The following is a 17,535-nucleotide window of genomic DNA, read 5'->3' as shown; positions in this document are numbered from 1 at the left end:
TATCTCTAAAACATGTGATTTACACTTTAGACAGCAGGTTCGATATCGGTTTTAATTGATTCATATTCACTGACTTGGCGATACAATTTATTACTATAAAAGTTCATGACCAAACATTGGAATGCCTTTTTTCAAAATTGTAGTAATTCTACGACAGGTGAATAATGCTTGTAAAAAAGTCCGCTGTAAAACCACACTTGTACGATTATTCGCTCATGGATAATGTAGATATGTACTATCCCACCCTATTAGCACATATATATATCTACTTATAGTTGCCACTAAGCAATGTCGTGAGCTACAATCAGAAAGTAATCTATTCGAGTTCGCTCTTTCATTCGCAACTTGATAGCGCCAATTAATACCTTCCAGTGCCAATGAATGCCACATCACAATAACCTCTCGACAGCGCCTTTAGATTCACTTTTCTAACATTTAAAATCTACAAAATGCAAGGAGAAGATGATTTAAGAGGTCTGGCAAAGATCATGGAGTTTATGCGCGCTGTAAGTATCCTTTTGGTACTCATGCACTGTTATTGGTTCTGTTACGGTTTCTTTCAGCAGCAAGGCTGGACACTGGAAATTATTAATAAAATACTCAGTAATTTTGATCGAACGGCAGGACTGTTTTCACATCCTTTATATACGAAGATTTTCACTCTGGTCCTTCTCGCTTTAAGCTGCCTGGGAACCAAAGGCGTAAAGAATGAAAAAATTACCTGGACTAAGATCTACACTGCGCTCGGAGTAGGCTTTGTATTATTTTTTCTCAATACCCCATTACTCCAACTTCCCTTAAAACCTGGAACTTTCTTTTACCTGCTGACCATGAGCTTGGGATATATTTCCTTACTCATGGCAGGGGTATGGATGAGCCGACTACTCAAAAACAACCTAATGGATGATGTTTTCAATACGGAAAATGAAAGTTTCATGCAGGAGTTGAGGCTCATGGAAAATGAATACTCCATTAACCTACCCACAAAATTCTGGTATAATAAAAAGCAGCACGACGGATGGATCAACATTGTCAACCCATTTAGGGCAACCATCGTACTGGGAACCCCAGGTTCCGGGAAATCCTATGCTATAGTGAACAACTACATCAAACAGCAGATCGAGAAGGGTTTTTCCATGTACATCTATGATTTCAAGTTCGATGATCTTTCTACCATTGCCTATAATCACCTGCTCAAACACACCGATAAATACACGGTAAAACCAAAATTCTATGTCATCAATTTTGATGATCCAAGAAGAAGTCACCGTTGCAATCCCATCAATCCTGATTTTATGACGGATATATCAGATGCTTACGAATCGGCGTACACGATCATGCTTAACCTAAATCGCAGCTGGATCCAGAAGCAAGGAGATTTTTTCGTGGAATCACCAATTATATTACTGGCTGCCATCATTTGGTTTCTAAAAATTTATGATAACGGAAAGTACTGCACATTCCCTCATGCTATTGAACTTTTGAATAAAAAATATTCTGAGGTTTTTACCATTTTGACCACCTACCCGGATCTGGAAAATTACCTCTCCCCTTTCATGGATGCCTGGCAAGGCGGTGCGCAGGATCAGCTACAGGGACAAATCGCCTCTGCCAAGATTCCTTTATCACGAATGATCTCACCACAACTCTATTGGGTAATGACAGGTGATGACTTTTCACTCGATATCAATAACCCAAAAGAACCCAAGATCCTATGTGTAGGTAATAATCCGGACCGCCAGAATATTTATTCAGCAGCACTGGGTTTATATAATTCCAGAATTGTAAAACTCATCAATAAAAAGGGGCAACTTAAAAGTTCGGTCATTATCGATGAGCTTCCGACCATCTATTTCAGGGGACTGGATAACTTAATTGCTACCGCCCGTAGTAATAAGGTTGCCGTCTGTCTGGGTTTTCAGGATTATTCGCAGCTGACCCGTGATTACGGCGATAAGGAAAGTAAAGTCATTCAAAACACCGTAGGAAATATTTTCAGCGGACAGGTCGTTGGAGAAACAGCCAAAAGCCTTTCGGAACGTTTTGGAAAAGTCCTTCAAAAGCGCCAAAGCCTGAGCATCAACAGAACCGACAAATCGACTTCAATTTCAACCCAACTGGACAGTCTCATTCCGGCTTCTAAAATATCAACACTTACCCAGGGCATATTTGTTGGCGCTGTATCCGACAATTTTGAGGAACGCATCAATCAAAAGATTTTCCATGCTGAGATCGTGGTTGACAATGAGAAAGTAGCTCAGGAAACCAAAGCCTATCAAAAGATTCCTCAGATCGCATCATTCGTAGACGAAAATGGTCAGGACAACATGAAACAGGAAATTGAAGCCAACTATCGGCAGATCAAAACCGATATCTTAAAAATTGTAACCGATGAACTTGAACGCATCGCAAATGATCCAGACCTCCAACACCTCCTTACTCAGGAATAAAAAAATTTTAACCCACCCCCAATCAAATTCATATTTCATTTTTTCACCATTATTAATTTCAATCTTATGCTACTTCAATGTATCAAAGACAAGCAATTGTCACCAGCAGGTATTTCCATGAAAATACCTGCTTTTATTTTTATTCTCCTGTTATCTTCGGTAGTTACAAAGGGAGCTGATCTTTACTGGATCGGAGGCAGCGGCAAGTGGAGCGATATCAATCATTGGTCCCTGAGCTCAGGAAATTCAGGAGGTCAACTATCCCCGAGTATTCCCCAGTCAGGAGACCATGTCATCTTTGACCTTAACTCAGGATTTACGCCGGGCAGTAAGACAGTAAACATCAACCAGGAATCTTCATGTCACGATTTTACGGTTACAGGCGTTTCGGAGGCCCTCATATTTGAAGGTCATATCCTCAATATCTATGGAAGTGCCGATTTTCAGACGGGAACTATTCTAAACAATACTATGTATCTCAAATCTCGTGACTCCGACACGGTAGATTTTAATTCGGGAGTAAGTGGTTATGCAGCCATATACTTTCTCGGTTCCGGATCATACCTGATCAGTGGTAGTCTGAAAAGTAACGGGAGAATGTATTTTTTAAGAGGATCACTGGATTTTGGATCAAGCGTTATCACCACGAGCTTCTTTGATGAAGGTGGTTGCTGTGGCACCGTACCAGCACCACCAGTAGAGCCTCGATCATTAAACCTGGGTTCGTCCATTTTCACCCTAACCGGAAGAAATTCGCAGTCAAACAGCCAGTCCCCATCATGGAAGTATACCGGAAATACCCTCATTACAGGAAACTCCCAAATTAATCTTAGCAAAAGTGCAGATGATGGATATGGAGTGTCTTTTATGGGAAAGAATGGACATGCCTACAACCATGTCAATTTTACGAGTACCGTAAACCCACTCAATCCTTCCCCTTCCGCCTGGTACCAGGTTGCAGGAGGAAACAGCACATTCAAAAAGCTCTCCTTTGCAGGCTCAGGACTTATAGCATCCAACTGTACTATAGACACCCTAAAGCTAGGTAGGTCCAGAACGTATTATATATACGGGACACAGCAGATTGGAACAATCCAAAATCCTACAGCCAATTGTGAACCGCTATGGACCTTAAGTGGATTTGGAAATACCCAGGCGACAATAAAAAGTAGCCATCCACTGAATCTACAAAATGTTAGACTCAACTACCTTAAAGCGGTAGGCTCCGAATTATTTTCTGTCAATAATGGGGTTGATGGTGGACAAAATTCAGGATGGGTTTTTGTGAGTCGTCCTAAAGATTTTTATTGGATCGGTGGTGGTGGTAACTGGAATGATCCGACGCACTGGACAACCCATAATGATGGTACGCCTTCAGGGGGCTGCCAACCTACGCGCTATGACAATGTGTTTTTCAATCGCTTTTCGGGTAAAATATCTTCCGAGAATCCTGTTATCATTAATTCTTCCGATGCCGAGTGTAAGAATATTTCCTGGAATGATGTCCCGGGCAGCCCCGTCTTTAAAACAGCTACTCCAAAAAATATGCTTGGTATTTTTGGTTCTTGCACATGGCAAAAAGGCTTGATTTATCAGATTGCTACGACTCATTATATGAGCATAGATACCGGAAATACCCTCACATCAAATGAAGTCAAAATTCAAGGGGACACCTACTTTTTAACAGGTGGGCAGTGGACTTTTAAGGATACGTTTTCAAGCCCGGAAAATGATATAGTCTTTAGAAATGGTCACTTAAATACAAATAGTCAAGCTGTTATCGTAAAGAATTTCGGTTCAACAACGTCCGGACTCGGTGTCCGGACCCTAACTCTGGGAAATTCCGTAATCACAGTTAACGGTGATTGGGGATATATTAATTTCGGTGGATCACCTATTCACCTTGATGCCGGAAGTAGTCAGATCAATATGGCATCAAACAATGCTTATTTCTACTATAATTCCGGACTTACCTATCACAATCTAACCTTTACCAGTACCACAGGTACATCTTCACTATCTTCAACCTTATACAGCCTGGCCACTCCCTGCACCTTTAATAAACTAACCTTTGCCAGTAGTGGCTTTATTAATGCGGGTGGTCATCCCACCCCACTCGCCATCACCCATCTAAGCCTTGCCGCTTCCAAGAAATACATTTTGGGCACCAATATGGAGATAAAGGTCTCCAACTTCACAGTTGATGGTCCTACCTGTAGCGGTCTTCTGGAATTGGGTTCTAACTCACCAGGCACAAGAGCCAGATTGAATCTCCTTCATCCTACAACCCTTATGAATGCCAAGATAAGTGACATCAATGCCATCGGATCACCTTTAAAGGTCACAGGTGGCCTTGATGGTGGTAATAATCTCAATGTAACCACTATTCCGCATACATCCCGCAATTTCTACTGGATTGGAGGAAACGGGAATTGGAGTGACCTGGACCATTGGACAAGTCGTGCAGATGGAACCCCAGATTCAACTAACCCCTGCCTACCGACCGCTATGGATCATGTTTTCTTTAACAAGTTTTCTGGGACAAATTACACTGTAAATATTGATGTTCCCGCCAATTGCAATAATATGACCTGGGAAGACGTAAAGGGAAGTAAGCCCAAAATAAAAGCGCTTCAATCAAATCCGCTAGATATTAGCGGATCACTTATTTTACAAGCTGGGATGCACTATGATGTGGAGCGAACCAACTTCATTTCAGCAAATGCAGGGAACACCATCACAACCAATAACGTTGTGATGGGTTATACAGCGGCAAATGCAACAACCAAAGGTGTCTTTTTTAACAGCACAAAAGGAACATGGATGTTAACTGACGTTTTCAACGTCAGAAATTTTGGAGTCACAAGCGGAACTTTTGACACCAATAATCACCCTGTGAATGCCGAGAATTACTGCTCAGAAACTATTTCTGATGGATTTGCTGCTATCCTAAGTTTAGGATCATCGGTAATTAATATCGCTGGATATTGGGATGGAGCTTCTATCAAAATCCTTAACGCCGGCACAAGTACCATCAACATGAATGGTACCATGTCGGGTTCCAATTCTTCAGGAGGTGGCGTGAGTAATAATGAATTTAGATCACGAGCAGGGCTCGTTTATAGTGATCTGAATTTTCTAAATGAGGCATTGGCCGGAAAAATCGCAGGGTATGACGCCGTCAGCGGAAACACCTTTAATAACGTCAGCTTTGCAGGAGAATCACGCATCGATGGGTCTCATCGATTCAATATTCTGACTCTCGGCACCAATAAAGATGCTCACTTAATGTCTGGTTCCACGCAAACTGTTAATCGGCTCATCAGCCATTCTTCGTGCAAAATATGGGAGTTCAATAGCATTGATCCTACACTAAGGGCCACTGTTAAATCTACTTCAGATATCTCACTGAGTCACGTAAGAATGAGCGGTATTGAGGTCATGGGTGGAGCCCATTACTCTGCTAAAGGAATTGATCAGGGAAATAATTCAGGATGGGATTTTTCTCTCCCAGAAACTAAGAATCTATATTGGATCGGCGGAAGCGGAAGCTGGAGTGATCCTTCCCATTGGACAACTAATGCTGATGGCACCTTCTCTGGCGGGTGTCTTCCCTCCCGTTTTGACAATGTTTTCTTTAATGAGCATTCTGGAGAAAGTCCTGTTATTAACGGTATCGGAATTGCAGAATTTCACAACATGACCTGGAACGGTGTTCATGGTAAACCCACCATTAGCATGGCACTAGCCTGTTATGGTTCTATGACATTGCAGTCTTCCTTAACTCATTATGGAGCTGTACAATTCCTTTCAGAGGAAGAAAGCACCATTACGACTAATGGCGCTGTTGTAGGTGCTCAATTTGATGTTCAGTTTTCAGGGACTGGTACATATACCCTCATAGATGATTTTACCACCAATGCCAAGATTCGGTTTACCCGTGGGACATTAAATACCAACGGAAAAACCCTAAAAGCCCTATCTTTTACCGGAATTGAAACTGAAGATCATCCACTCTCTTTACAACTTGGTGCCTCCAAGATCTATTTAACGTATGACGGTGAAGGCTGGAGCTATACCGGCTCTCATTTAGATGCAGGAACCAGCCACATTAAATTAATCCAGGCTGCTACTAATTTTAAAGGCAAGGACGGAGCCTCATACCATGCCATCACTTTTGATGCCGGTGAGAACTCAACTAACCGTCTTTATGGAAGCATTTCTGTAGATAAGCTCACTTTTTCTTCAAAAAATTCTATCTACCAAATTCAGGCAGGCAAGACCGTTACGATTGGTAATCAACTTCAAATGAGTGGTAATAACTGTTCTACGGTACAGGTGCAGTCTACTACCCCAGGTACACAGGCTAACGTCTGTTTACAGGGAGGTAATACAACCTATAATTACATATCCCTAAAAGACATTAATGCTTCCTGTCTCCCATTAACCATTCTAGCACAGAGTACCAATGGTGGTAATACTACTCATATTAACTTTCAACCTAGTGCCGGAGAAGGAATTGGAGCTTTAGGCCCGGATATAAAAATTTGCGCCGCTCATCTTCCTTTTACTTTAGATGGTACAGCACTGATGCCCAACGATAATTCTACGATCGAGTGGACCAATGTGACAACTGGAAAAGTCATTGGCGCCGGAATTAAACAGACCGTCACAACGGGTGGTACTTACCGTATCAAAGTCGTATACGGTCCTAACTGTGAAGTAACTGATGACATAGTCCTTACCATAGATCCGGTTACTGATCTTGCGGCTCACATTAAGCTCACCCAACCAACCTGTCTTGTGGCTAATGGGACTCTAACCATTACCGCAGTGCCAGATGTAATCTATAGTGTAGATGGCAGCCCATACTCCTCGATTCTTTATTATGAGCTTTCCACTGGCCAGCATACCATTACTGCAAAAAATAATGCAGGCTGCATAAGCGATATCCTATTGATTGCTATAGATCCACTGCCATTACCTCCAACAGCAAGCATTAGCTATGGCTCCACAAAATTTACAGCTTCAGGAAAAATTGATGCTATACAAACCGGTACTAGCGGAGGAACTTTTTCTTCTTTTCCTTTAGGACTCATTATTGATCCCATCACAGGAACTATAGATCTTTCCAGCAGTACTCCTGATCAGTCTTACACGATTACCTATACATTTTCTGGCGGTGGATGCACAGGCAGTACAACTACCGCAATAAAAATTAATCCAACACCGGCGGCCATTGCCTACCCTTTGAGTGATTACTGCGCTGTAGGCGTTATACATTGTATACAAACAGGTCCTAAAAATGGTTCGTATGCTTCAATTCCTGCGGGACTCAGTATCGACAGAATAGCAGGTACTATTGTTCTTTCAGAAAGCATCCCTGGTATGTATGAGATCATCTATACCTATCAAGATGGATCAATACAGAAAACAGTATCCACAACGCTAATAGTCAATCCCCTGCCTAAAGTTAGCATAAGCAGCAGTCTGGGAACAGAGCTCTTAAAGGGACAGACAATTACTCTAACAGCTTCAGGTGGCATTAGCTACGCATGGGTGGGACCCAGCATTCAAAGCGGACACAATACGGAGTCCATAAAAATCACACCACAGCAAACAACGACCTACAAAGTCATTGCGACCAATACTAATGGATGTACTTCACTTACAGAGTTCACCATCACGGTCATCGATAAGAAACTCCCTATTCCCAATAATGTCATTACACCTGGTAATGATGGTAAAAATGATACCTGGATCATTAAGAATATAGAATACTATCCCAATAACAGCGTACGGATTTTTGACAGAGCCGGACGACTGCTCTATAGCAAAAGCGGCTATTCCAATGATTGGGATGGGACAATTGAAGGAAAGCTTCTCCATGAAGACGCCTATATCTATATCATAGAACCTGGAAATAATGTACGCCCGATCAAGGGAACAGTTTCTATTATCCGGGAGCATCAATAAGCCCTCAGATCCGTCTGAAAATATTAAAAAAATCAATGACACTGTACTATACGAATATCATTCTCAATTATATATAACTTAATCAAACTACGCATGAAAACGATTCAATATATCATCATAACAATAGCATTATTACTCGCTGGCAAAAGCTACGGGCAGTTAAATCCGATGGGTAGCTCTTATTTTCAAAATGAGTATCTGGCTAACCCTGCGATGGCCGGAATAGAAAAAGGATGGATAATTGGTGGCGCCTACAAAGTGCAATGGACAAGTATTGATGGAGCTCCATTTATGCAGGCGCTCACTGCCACTTATGGAATACCCGATAAAAAAGTGGGACTGGGACTTAATTTTTACAGCGAAAGTGCGGGGGTTATTCGCCGAACCAGCCTAAAAGGAACCTACGCCTATCACTTGCCTCTCAATGATCAAGGTAGTTTTCTGGATTTCGGAATCTCCAGTAGTATCATGAATGAATGGATTGACTTTAATAAAGTAGTTGGCGACCCAGGCGATCAAAACCTGCATCATTTTAACGCCCGTCCACTATATATCGAAGGAGATTTTGGGATCTCTTATAGAAATCAGCGACTAACCCTTCAGGCAGGTATGTCCAATGTAAAACAACTGCTGAACAAAGATTTACGACAAAATGTAATTGACCGCCCCTTGTACATGGGATCGGTAAGCTATAGATTCTTTACCCAAGAGCTTACCATTGAATCAAAAGCAGTGTATCGGGGAGTAGAAAATTATAAAGAAATAGTGGATGTAGGTGTGCAAGTTAAATTTTACAAAGATAAATTGATGTTAAGCTGCCTCTATCATAGTACCAATGCTGCAACTTTTGGAGTTGGTACATTTTACCAGAATCAGCTTCGGATACTGTGTCTTTACACCACAGACACCTCTGATCTGGGAAAATATGGTAACGGTGAGTTTGAAATAGCTTTACACTATCACTTCAGATAGTTGATATGTCCCTCCCCTTAATGCAACGAAAGACCGCCTTTTAAGGGGCGGCCTTTACTTTCCCCAGAACATATCCCTGAGCCTGAAGAACTTTTACACTAGAAAAATCAATGCTTGTTATGTTGCGAGTTCAACCCTATTAATTTTTTAGTTATTTACTAAAAATTATTGTTCCGAATTTCAGGAACTACCATCCTTATGTTTTACTTTTTTAAAGATATAAGGTCTGAGTAGACTGATATTCATGAGCAAAGGTAGAAACCATAAGGAAAATTTCCTCATGCCAAGGAAATGGAACTCAGTCTCAATATATAAGCATGTTAAAGCTACGATATTGGTAATAATTGTAAATGCAGGACTTATTTCAGTTTTCATATGACTCCAACGACAAATTACACTTGATCAATGTTCTATATTGTATAATACTTATTAAAAGATGAGCAGCAGTACTAAGATTGTCACCTAAAAAGACTTCTTTTGTTACTAAAAGCTTACCTACAACATTTTCCATTTTATTTAAATCTAACTTTTCATAAACTTAAGTGCTATATTAAAAGTTGATTAATTATTTCAATTCTTTACAGGGAATAAACATCCCTACATTCCAATTTACTATAAAGATAGTACCGAAAACCTACACCATCAACTGCGTCTTTTCTCAGCTTCATACATTTTTCGTCATCTGCATTATTAAGTAATTTGTCATTGTAAATCTTAAGAGGATTTTATAATAATGCTGACGCAAAGCGCATTATAGCAAATGCTCGGAAATTCTTTGATTTTGTCCTTAAAATTTGACAAATTGCAAAAGCCTCAATATTATTTAGCAATGGCAAAAATTAAGAAAACGGAATCCAAAAATCAGGAACCAAAATCGAGAAAAATAACATCAGGACCTCTTCGGGAGAAAGCCCGCACTATGAAGCGGCTGATTGCTGCTGTCGGTAAGGTGTTGCAAAAATATAGCTATCCCGGACTTACAGTCATAAATATTGCTAAAGAAGCTGGACTAAATAGGAAATTGATCTATACCTATTTCGGAAGTTTGGATAATTTGATTGAAACTTATATCAGCGAAAAAGACTTCTGGAAATCTGGAGCAAAAAAAATGATCGAAGGTCTAGTTCAAGATCCAGACAATTTAGGAAGCTCTGAAATGAATGCCTTGCTGCAAGCTCAATTTGATACCCTGCTCAAGGATAAGGCGCTACAGAAAATCATGCATTGGGGACTTGGAGAAAAAAATAAATTATTAAGGAAAATTTCAGATCAAAGAGAAGAGATAGGTGAAGCAGTACTCACCATCTTAGATAAAGATTTTGAAAACTCGAAGATTGACATTCGTGCTTTATTAGCTCTGCAGCTAGCCGGTATCTATTGCTTATCTCTTCATGCAAATTCTTATGGCAGTACTTTTTGTGGAATTGATATTAATGATGTCAAAGGGAAAGAACGTATATCCAAAGCCATTCAAGATACTATTGAAGCAGCATATTCTCTCGCTAAGATTAACAAGTAAGGAACCAGAGTAGATCCAGATTCTGCAGCATACTACTAATCCCAACTTATTTTTAATCGGTGAAAGGAATATTTATAAGACCTGCCCGTTATCAGTCCTTTTGATCGTCTATTACTGCAAAAGCTTTTTTCGGTAAGAAGTCTCTGGGTGCCACATCAAAATGATCAGCAAGTGCATTGATGTGATCAAGATTGTATTTTGCCCTGTTCGTTATGTTTTCAACATTAGAAACAAAGCTGCCCTTTGTATTAATAATCACACCAATGTCAGCCTGAGTAAGGTTATTTTTTATTCTCAGCCTAATGACGTAATCAACAACATATTGTTCTATTGGACTTAGCACACTTTCCATCATTGCAAATGGATAGAAAAAACAAACTCTATATTACACACAGGTGTGTGATTATCATGCATGTGTTTGAAATAAGCATATATTGAAAGGAAATCATAAACCATTCATGGAATCATGAGTAGCGGAGTTATCTTGGTATACATTAACGGTCCTATCAAAAAAATAAACACCCGGTAACAAAGTTTTGACTTTTCTCAAAAAATTGATGCGGACTGACGAAATCTTCTAAAACAGGCAAAACATATTTTTTCATAATTACATACAGGTGTGAGAATTATACATATATTTGGATTGAGAGCGTTAATTACCCTATTATAGGGGGAGAGCTCATAGACAACTATGTGCGGGCGGGCTTCGTGAGGTACGGGAGTCCGCTTTTTTTTATCAAGATAGCCATCACATAGACCTTAATCTTGGTTTTGGGATCTCTGATATTCCGGGGGCTTGAACAGTTTCATTCACTACCGCTACTCCCTGCTCTTCTTCACAAGTAATTGAGATCTGTATTTTCCTTTCCACTGCAGCGAGCTGCGTTTTGAGGTCTGAAAGCCTGTTCTCTTTTGACCATACGCTCCCTACGACATCATTAAGTACTACTAAGTCTTTTTCCAGAGTCTCAACTTTTTGCTGCTGCTCCTGAATTAATCCTGGAATTTTTTCCAGAGCATTTAAAAAATTCATCGCTGCCAGCTTAGGATCCAAGGCCATGTTCCCATTGTTGTACGTATACTTAATATTGCTTTCACCCATTACAAAAAAACGGTTGAGTTTAGTCGCTGCTCCTTCTTTTTCACAGACTTCAGTTTTTACCAGTAGCGAAAATCCATACAAAGTGCCTATCTCTTCATATAGCCCCTGCGTACGGGATTTACCCGATAGTTCACCTAATCTAGCTCCAATCAGTTTTATATCAGCATCCAGCGGCAGACCTGCGAGCCGAACCGGGTTCAATACCGAACCATCTTGATTTTTTTGGATACGTTTTTGCAGATTGTCCCAATCCATTCTAAACCTTTCGAGGCGGGACTTAGACTCTGATATAGTTTTGCAGCTGTCATCAAGCTTATACTTGGAAACAAATTTGGAGCGGTTGAATGCCTGGCGTTCACTTTCCAGTCCTGTAATCTGCTTCTCCAATTTTGCCTTTTCTAACAGTTCGCTATTTCCTGAAAGAATCGCTACATATTCTGAAAAATTCATCCCTGACTTCTCATCCATACTGCCCTCATCTATGGTTCGCTTGCCCAGATTATTGTTTTTAAGCTGGTCAATAAATAACTGTTTGTTATACAGCAAATTGAATTTATAGCTGTCCAGGGATTTTTCTACCGCATAAATAATGACATCAACAACATTTTTAGCAAAGAATTTGGCAATTTCATTGCCTTTTCTAATCGCCCGTCCATCCCTTTGCGCAAGATCACTCGGTCGCCACGGCGTATCCAAGTGGTGGACAGCAACCGCTCTTTTCTGTGCATTAACACCAGTCCCGAGCATATCCGTTGATCCAAACAGTACCCGGATCTTTCCTGTATTCATCCACTGAATGAATTCCCTTCGCTGCTTATCAGTCTTAGCTTCCTGAATAAACCGGATTTCATGAGAAGGAATACCGTGATCTTCGACAAGCTTTCTCTTGATATCCGAATACACGTTCCATACTCCCGGTTTATAGGTACCCAGATCTGAGAACACAAACTGAGTTCCCTTCTGGGCATTAAATTTTTTATAATACTTGGCTACATTTGCCGCGCAGTGGGAAGCTTTATTGTCGGGATGATCCAGATACTGTGAACTGATCATTCTCATGTCCAAAGACATCTTACGGGCATAATCCGTAGCAATAAGCATTTTTGCTTTCTCTTCGCTTGGGGATAATGGAGCTCTTCCTAATAGAATTGCATTTCCTGTTTTCGCAAACTCCATCAGCTTTTTGATAAAGTCAACCTGCTCAGGTGTTGGTGGAATATTATATAAGATTTCATTTTTTTCCGGACGATCGATACCGATATCCTTTGCGGTACGGTAGTCGGTAATTTCAGAATAGAACTGAGCCAGTTCAGGTACCTTAATGAAATATCGGAAACGTTCTTTCTGTACAATATTATTAGCTACCGAAAACTCATAATCGGTGGTTTTCCTGGCATAAATCGCTGCCCAAGCATCAAAACAATTAATGCCTTGTTTTTCCAATGCCTTTGGACGAAGGTATTTGAAAAGCAGGTACAGCTCCGTTAAAGAATTACTAATCGTAGTGCCTGAGAGAAAAGTAGCTCCCAGATCCTTACCAGTTCTTTCCTGAATGGTTCTGATCGCAAAAAGAAGATTGAGTGCCTTCTGGCTTCCCTGCATATTGCCCAGTCCCGCAACCCGATCATGACGGGTGTTAAACATCAGATTCTTGAAGCGATGGCTCTCATCCACCAATAAATGGTCAATACCCATCATCTTAAAGTCAACCACATCATCCTTACGGTGTTCAATATCATGTTCCAGCGTTTTAAGCTTTACTTCCAGATTTTGTTTTCTCACGAGTACCCCTTTGAGCATAGCCCGCGATATCTCATTACCCTGAGCTTGGAGTGTTTTTAGGTTTTCCTCCACACTCTCCAATTCCGTCTCTAAAATCTCCTTTTGCAGTTCCGGTGATTGTGGGATCATGCCGAACTGGTCATGCGTAAGGATAATACAATCCCAATCGTTGTTCTTGATATCCCCAAAAATCCGTAATCTCTTTTGGGGTGTAAAGTCTTCTTTTCCGGGATAAAGGATCTTGGCATAGGGATACGCAGTGCGGTAGGTTTCTGCTATTTCGTGCACATTAGCCTTGAGTCCAATTATCATTGGTTTATGAGCCAATCCCAGCCGCTTCATCTCCTGAGCAGCGGTACACATAATGAGCGTTTTTCCTGCACCTACCTCGTGATCGCAGATGGCACCGCCGTTTAGCTTGATCATCCAGACCGCATCTTTCTGGCTTGGATACAGATCTGCAATACCCAGGGCTTTCCGATCCAGGCCAGGGAAGTCCTGATGGCTTCCATTGTATTGTGGACGTACAAAACAGTTAAATGTATTATTGTATGTCAAGGTCAGCCGTTTTTTGAACTCTTCATTCTGCTCGTGCAGCCAGTCGGTAAATTCCTTTCTGATCTCATCAATCCTGGTATTGGCCAATTGAATCGCTTCCATATCCCGAACCGTAAGTTCCTGATCACCCACTGTTATTTTTTTTGTAATTTCCGGTGTGGTGTTGACTAGTGCATTTTTCAGCAGCGCTATACCATCATAGGTCCGACTTTCGGATTTAACGGCATATTTATCTCGTATATGTGCATTCTTTTGACCACAGCTAATAGAAAAGTCGTCGATGTTTTCGGAATAATAGATTTTAACCTCTGTATCAAATATATGGGAAGCGAAACGCTGGTAAATTCCGGTAGATATCCAACGCTCGCCCAGGTTAAAATCCAGTTCTTCAAATTCAATCGGTCGGGGTTTTGCTGCTTGTAGAGCTGCAAGGCTTTCCTTAGCTGCGGGGTCATCAGGATAAGTTTGCAGATAGCTTTCCAGCTCAGCGGCTTTCTCCACTACATTTCCAGAAATCCATCTTTCAGAAATTTCATACTCCCCATCCAATGGATTGTAGAAGATACGTCCCTCTAAAGAGGCTTTTAGATCGTCGGGCGACATATCGCTGATCTGCGACATATACGATAAATTAACGCTCCCATACCGGTTTAGGCAGGCCGCCAGCGCTTCATCGGGATTATTGGTTGCCAGAGTAGTGGTGGAAAAGCTGACCGGATGATGGAATATATCAGCTTTGTGAACGGCACTACCCACCACACGTTCCAAATAAGGTATTTCCTTTCCCGCAGAGTCAGTCTTGATGAGCTTGATGTTTTCAGCCGAGTTTAGGTGGCCATATCTTTTTACAAAAGCTTCGTACAGCCTATTTAGAGTTTCTCTTTCCTGCTTATGTTCAGATTGCTGCTTAGCTTCTTTTTCATACAGATCGATGTAAGTATTCCTTATCGATATATAAGCCTTAACTCTTTCTTTCTGACTGGTGGGTAATGTTAAAGGATGGAATACAGCCTGATTATTGCCGCTATTAACACCTTTCAGATAACCGACAGAGCCATGATCTGTGACTAAGCAGTCATTTCTATGGAAAGACCGGATAACTCCCGTATACACAGCCGGTTCAGGAATACTGCTCATTATGGAAGTATTCTCCTTTCCCTCATCATTCGAGAATAGATCACGAATCGTGGCCTGTGACTCGCTTTTAATCTGTTTATGATCATAGGCCGTAGGACTGATGCTCACAGGAGGAATATTAAGAGGCCTGATTGAAGCACTAAATAAATTTCCTTGTTGGCTATTGTTCGGTTTTTGTTTTCGGATGGCTTTCTTTTTGGCTTTGGAATTTTTAGCAGCAGCAGGAATTACCGTTGTTTGCATCTCATTTTCTAACAGATCAAATAGGCTCATCTGTACTTCTTTGACAGCAGTATTACTCGCCAAAGCAATTAGTTCCCTCGATTCTTGCTTCGCAGATATGGTTTCTGCAAATGGGAGTACAAGTGTTGGAGTAACACGAACCTGGATTACAGCTTCCATACTTCGTTCTCCATTATACAAGCCGACATTTAAACGATTTGTAAAATCTTCGGAAAGCATTCTATGCAGTTCCTCAGCAATACCCTCGACGCCTCCAAACTGAGTGTAAACCAATGCAGGTCTCCCATAAAGATCCTTAGCCAGTGTCTCTCTGGTATGCACAATCCTTGCACTATTGCGGAATAATGCATTACCAGGTGTTTTGTAAACGGTTAATTCACTCTTACAGAAAAGCTCTTCCCCTTGGGTTAAGTCTTTTTTGAGTTTATTTTTTTGAAGGATGATCAGATCGCTTCCAACCTGAGTTCCGGCATGATCCGTAAAAAGGTTATTAGGAAGCCGTACCGCAGAAATCAAATGACAATCCTGCATCAGTGCCCTGCGAATCGGTTCATTTGCTGCACTATTGAGCACTCCTTGTGATGTAATAAAGGCAAGAATACCTCCTTCACGGAGCATATTAGTTCCTTTCAGAAAAAAATAATTATGAATACTTCGAGCAGCCTGTTTTCTTGCCTCGTCCTGCCCTCTTGAATAGGAAAGATCAAAAACAGAGTTGTCACCAAAAGGAATATTACTGGCAATAACATCATAACTTTCTTTTTCACGATCAGGAATCTCTTCAAAACCTGAAATTCTGATATTGCTCTCTGGGTGGAGATGCTGTAAAATCTTACCCGTTAAGACTTCCTTTTCGTAGGCTGTTACTTCGATATGCTCATTTTTAAAAGCTTCTATGAACGCCCCCGCCCCAGCTGATGGTTCCAAAAATCGATCTATGGTAATACCTCTTTCCTTCAAAGCATCCACAATAGTTTCTGTGATCAATGGCGGAGTGTAAAATGCAGTAAGCACAGAATTTCTGATGCTGTCTACAAACCTGTTATACTGCTTTTCGTCACCAGCATGTACTCGAAGAAGCTGATGGAGCTGCTGAGTCAACAGGAAAAGATCTTTTTCGGATTCGGCCCATCGTTTAATATCAATAGGGTTAGCAGCAGGATTGAGCACAAATTTAAGACCACCAAATCCACTATACAGCATCAATAGCATTCTCTCAGCTTCTGTAGCCCGGCGTTTTTCCTGTTCTAAAGTAAATGCGATTCGTAAAGCCTCAATATTCTGTTCTAGATGCCTGCGCTTATTGAAGCCCATTCTCTTCAATCCAGATTTGAATAGTGCCCGTTAGTTCGTTATACAGCAGGTCAAACTCAGGGCGGTCTGCAAAATCATCAGTGAGAAGGTAATTCTCAAAGACGTCTTTACAGACTGGTAACATCATTAGGGCAAAAGGACGCAATGCCTGTTCTGCCATGATGGTATCGAACTCAGTACATACCACCCTGAATATAGTGTCGAATTTAGAGAAGTGCAGATTCTCAAATAAAATATATTCAGCGATCTCGCTACATACCGCAATGCGGTTTCCCGCCAGGAATGCTCCTTCATAGGCTTTTGCGGCAAGTCTGGAACGATGATTAACAAATGTTTTATTTCCCGATAATTCCGGAAAGCTTGTATTGAGTAATTCCTGTAACCTTAACTCGAAGTAAGAGAGGTCTTTTGAGGCTAAATTCATATCATAATTTTTTAGGATTCTGAAAATAGTCCAGCAGGACAATAGGATTTTAGTATTG

General features: G+C 41.0%; 7 protein-coding genes. 4 read left to right on the top strand and 3 right to left on the bottom strand.

Features of this window, described 5'->3' with window-relative positions:
- Window positions 1-449 precede the first annotated feature (449 nt).
- The 4 genes from mobC to N0B48_RS07765 all read left to right on the top strand — a co-directional run bounded on the left by mobC (window position 450) and on the right by N0B48_RS07765 (window position 10,917).
- Window positions 450-2,450: a conjugal transfer protein MobC gene (gene mobC / locus N0B48_RS07780; protein WP_259838026.1), complete on the top strand. Its 2,001-nt coding sequence runs from the start codon at window positions 450-452 to the stop codon at window positions 2,448-2,450.
- 66 nt (window positions 2,451-2,516) lie between these two features.
- Complete coding sequence (locus N0B48_RS07775) at window positions 2,517-8,426, top strand: gliding motility-associated C-terminal domain-containing protein (RefSeq protein ID WP_259838024.1); 5,910 nt, start codon at window positions 2,517-2,519, stop codon at window positions 8,424-8,426.
- A gap of 93 nt (window positions 8,427-8,519) precedes the next feature.
- Window positions 8,520-9,398: a PorP/SprF family type IX secretion system membrane protein gene (locus tag N0B48_RS07770; protein WP_259838022.1), complete on the top strand. Its 879-nt coding sequence runs from the start codon at window positions 8,520-8,522 to the stop codon at window positions 9,396-9,398.
- A gap of 829 nt (window positions 9,399-10,227) precedes the next feature.
- A complete protein-coding gene (locus N0B48_RS07765) occupies window positions 10,228-10,917 on the top strand; it encodes a TetR/AcrR family transcriptional regulator (RefSeq protein WP_259838020.1) in 690 nt (229 codons plus the stop codon).
- 91 nt (window positions 10,918-11,008) lie between these two features.
- Here N0B48_RS07765 and N0B48_RS07760 read toward each other — a convergent pair whose 3' ends face one another.
- From N0B48_RS07760 to N0B48_RS07750, 3 genes are all read right to left on the bottom strand, one after another.
- Window positions 11,009-11,272, bottom strand: a complete 264-nt coding sequence (locus tag N0B48_RS07760) for a helix-turn-helix domain-containing protein (protein ID WP_259838018.1) — start codon at window positions 11,270-11,272, stop codon at window positions 11,009-11,011.
- 393 nt (window positions 11,273-11,665) lie between these two features.
- The gene (locus tag N0B48_RS07755) at window positions 11,666-17,053 is read right to left on the bottom strand and encodes a helicase-like domain-containing protein (protein WP_259838016.1); all 5,388 of its coding nucleotides are present in this window, start codon (window positions 17,051-17,053) and stop codon (window positions 11,666-11,668) included.
- Window positions 17,040-17,477, bottom strand: coding sequence for a DUF1896 domain-containing protein (locus tag N0B48_RS07750; RefSeq protein WP_259838014.1), 438 nt, complete (start codon window positions 17,475-17,477; stop codon window positions 17,040-17,042). Before N0B48_RS07750 ends, N0B48_RS07755 begins: the two co-directional genes overlap by 14 nt.
- Between the last annotated feature and the right edge of the window lie 58 nt (window positions 17,478-17,535).

This window comes from Chryseobacterium herbae, from assembly GCF_025154075.1.
Taxonomy (GTDB): Bacteria; Bacteroidota; Bacteroidia; order Flavobacteriales; family Weeksellaceae; genus Chryseobacterium; species Chryseobacterium herbae.
Note: the sequence above shows the minus strand (reverse complement) of the source record. Positions and strands in the feature narration are given on the sequence as shown.

Coding starts and splice junctions, on each gene's coding strand:
- mobC (WP_259838026.1), top strand. CDS start 450: ATGCAAGGAGAAGATGATTTAAGAGGTCTGGCAAAGATCATGGAGTTT.
- N0B48_RS07775 (WP_259838024.1), top strand. CDS start 2,517: ATGCTACTTCAATGTATCAAAGACAAGCAATTGTCACCAGCAGGTATT.
- N0B48_RS07770 (WP_259838022.1), top strand. CDS start 8,520: ATGAAAACGATTCAATATATCATCATAACAATAGCATTATTACTCGCT.
- N0B48_RS07765 (WP_259838020.1), top strand. CDS start 10,228: ATGGCAAAAATTAAGAAAACGGAATCCAAAAATCAGGAACCAAAATCG.
- N0B48_RS07760 (WP_259838018.1), bottom strand. CDS start 11,272: ATGATGGAAAGTGTGCTAAGTCCAATAGAACAATATGTTGTTGATTAC.
- N0B48_RS07755 (WP_259838016.1), bottom strand. CDS start 17,053: ATGGGCTTCAATAAGCGCAGGCATCTAGAACAGAATATTGAGGCTTTA.
- N0B48_RS07750 (WP_259838014.1), bottom strand. CDS start 17,477: ATGAATTTAGCCTCAAAAGACCTCTCTTACTTCGAGTTAAGGTTACAG.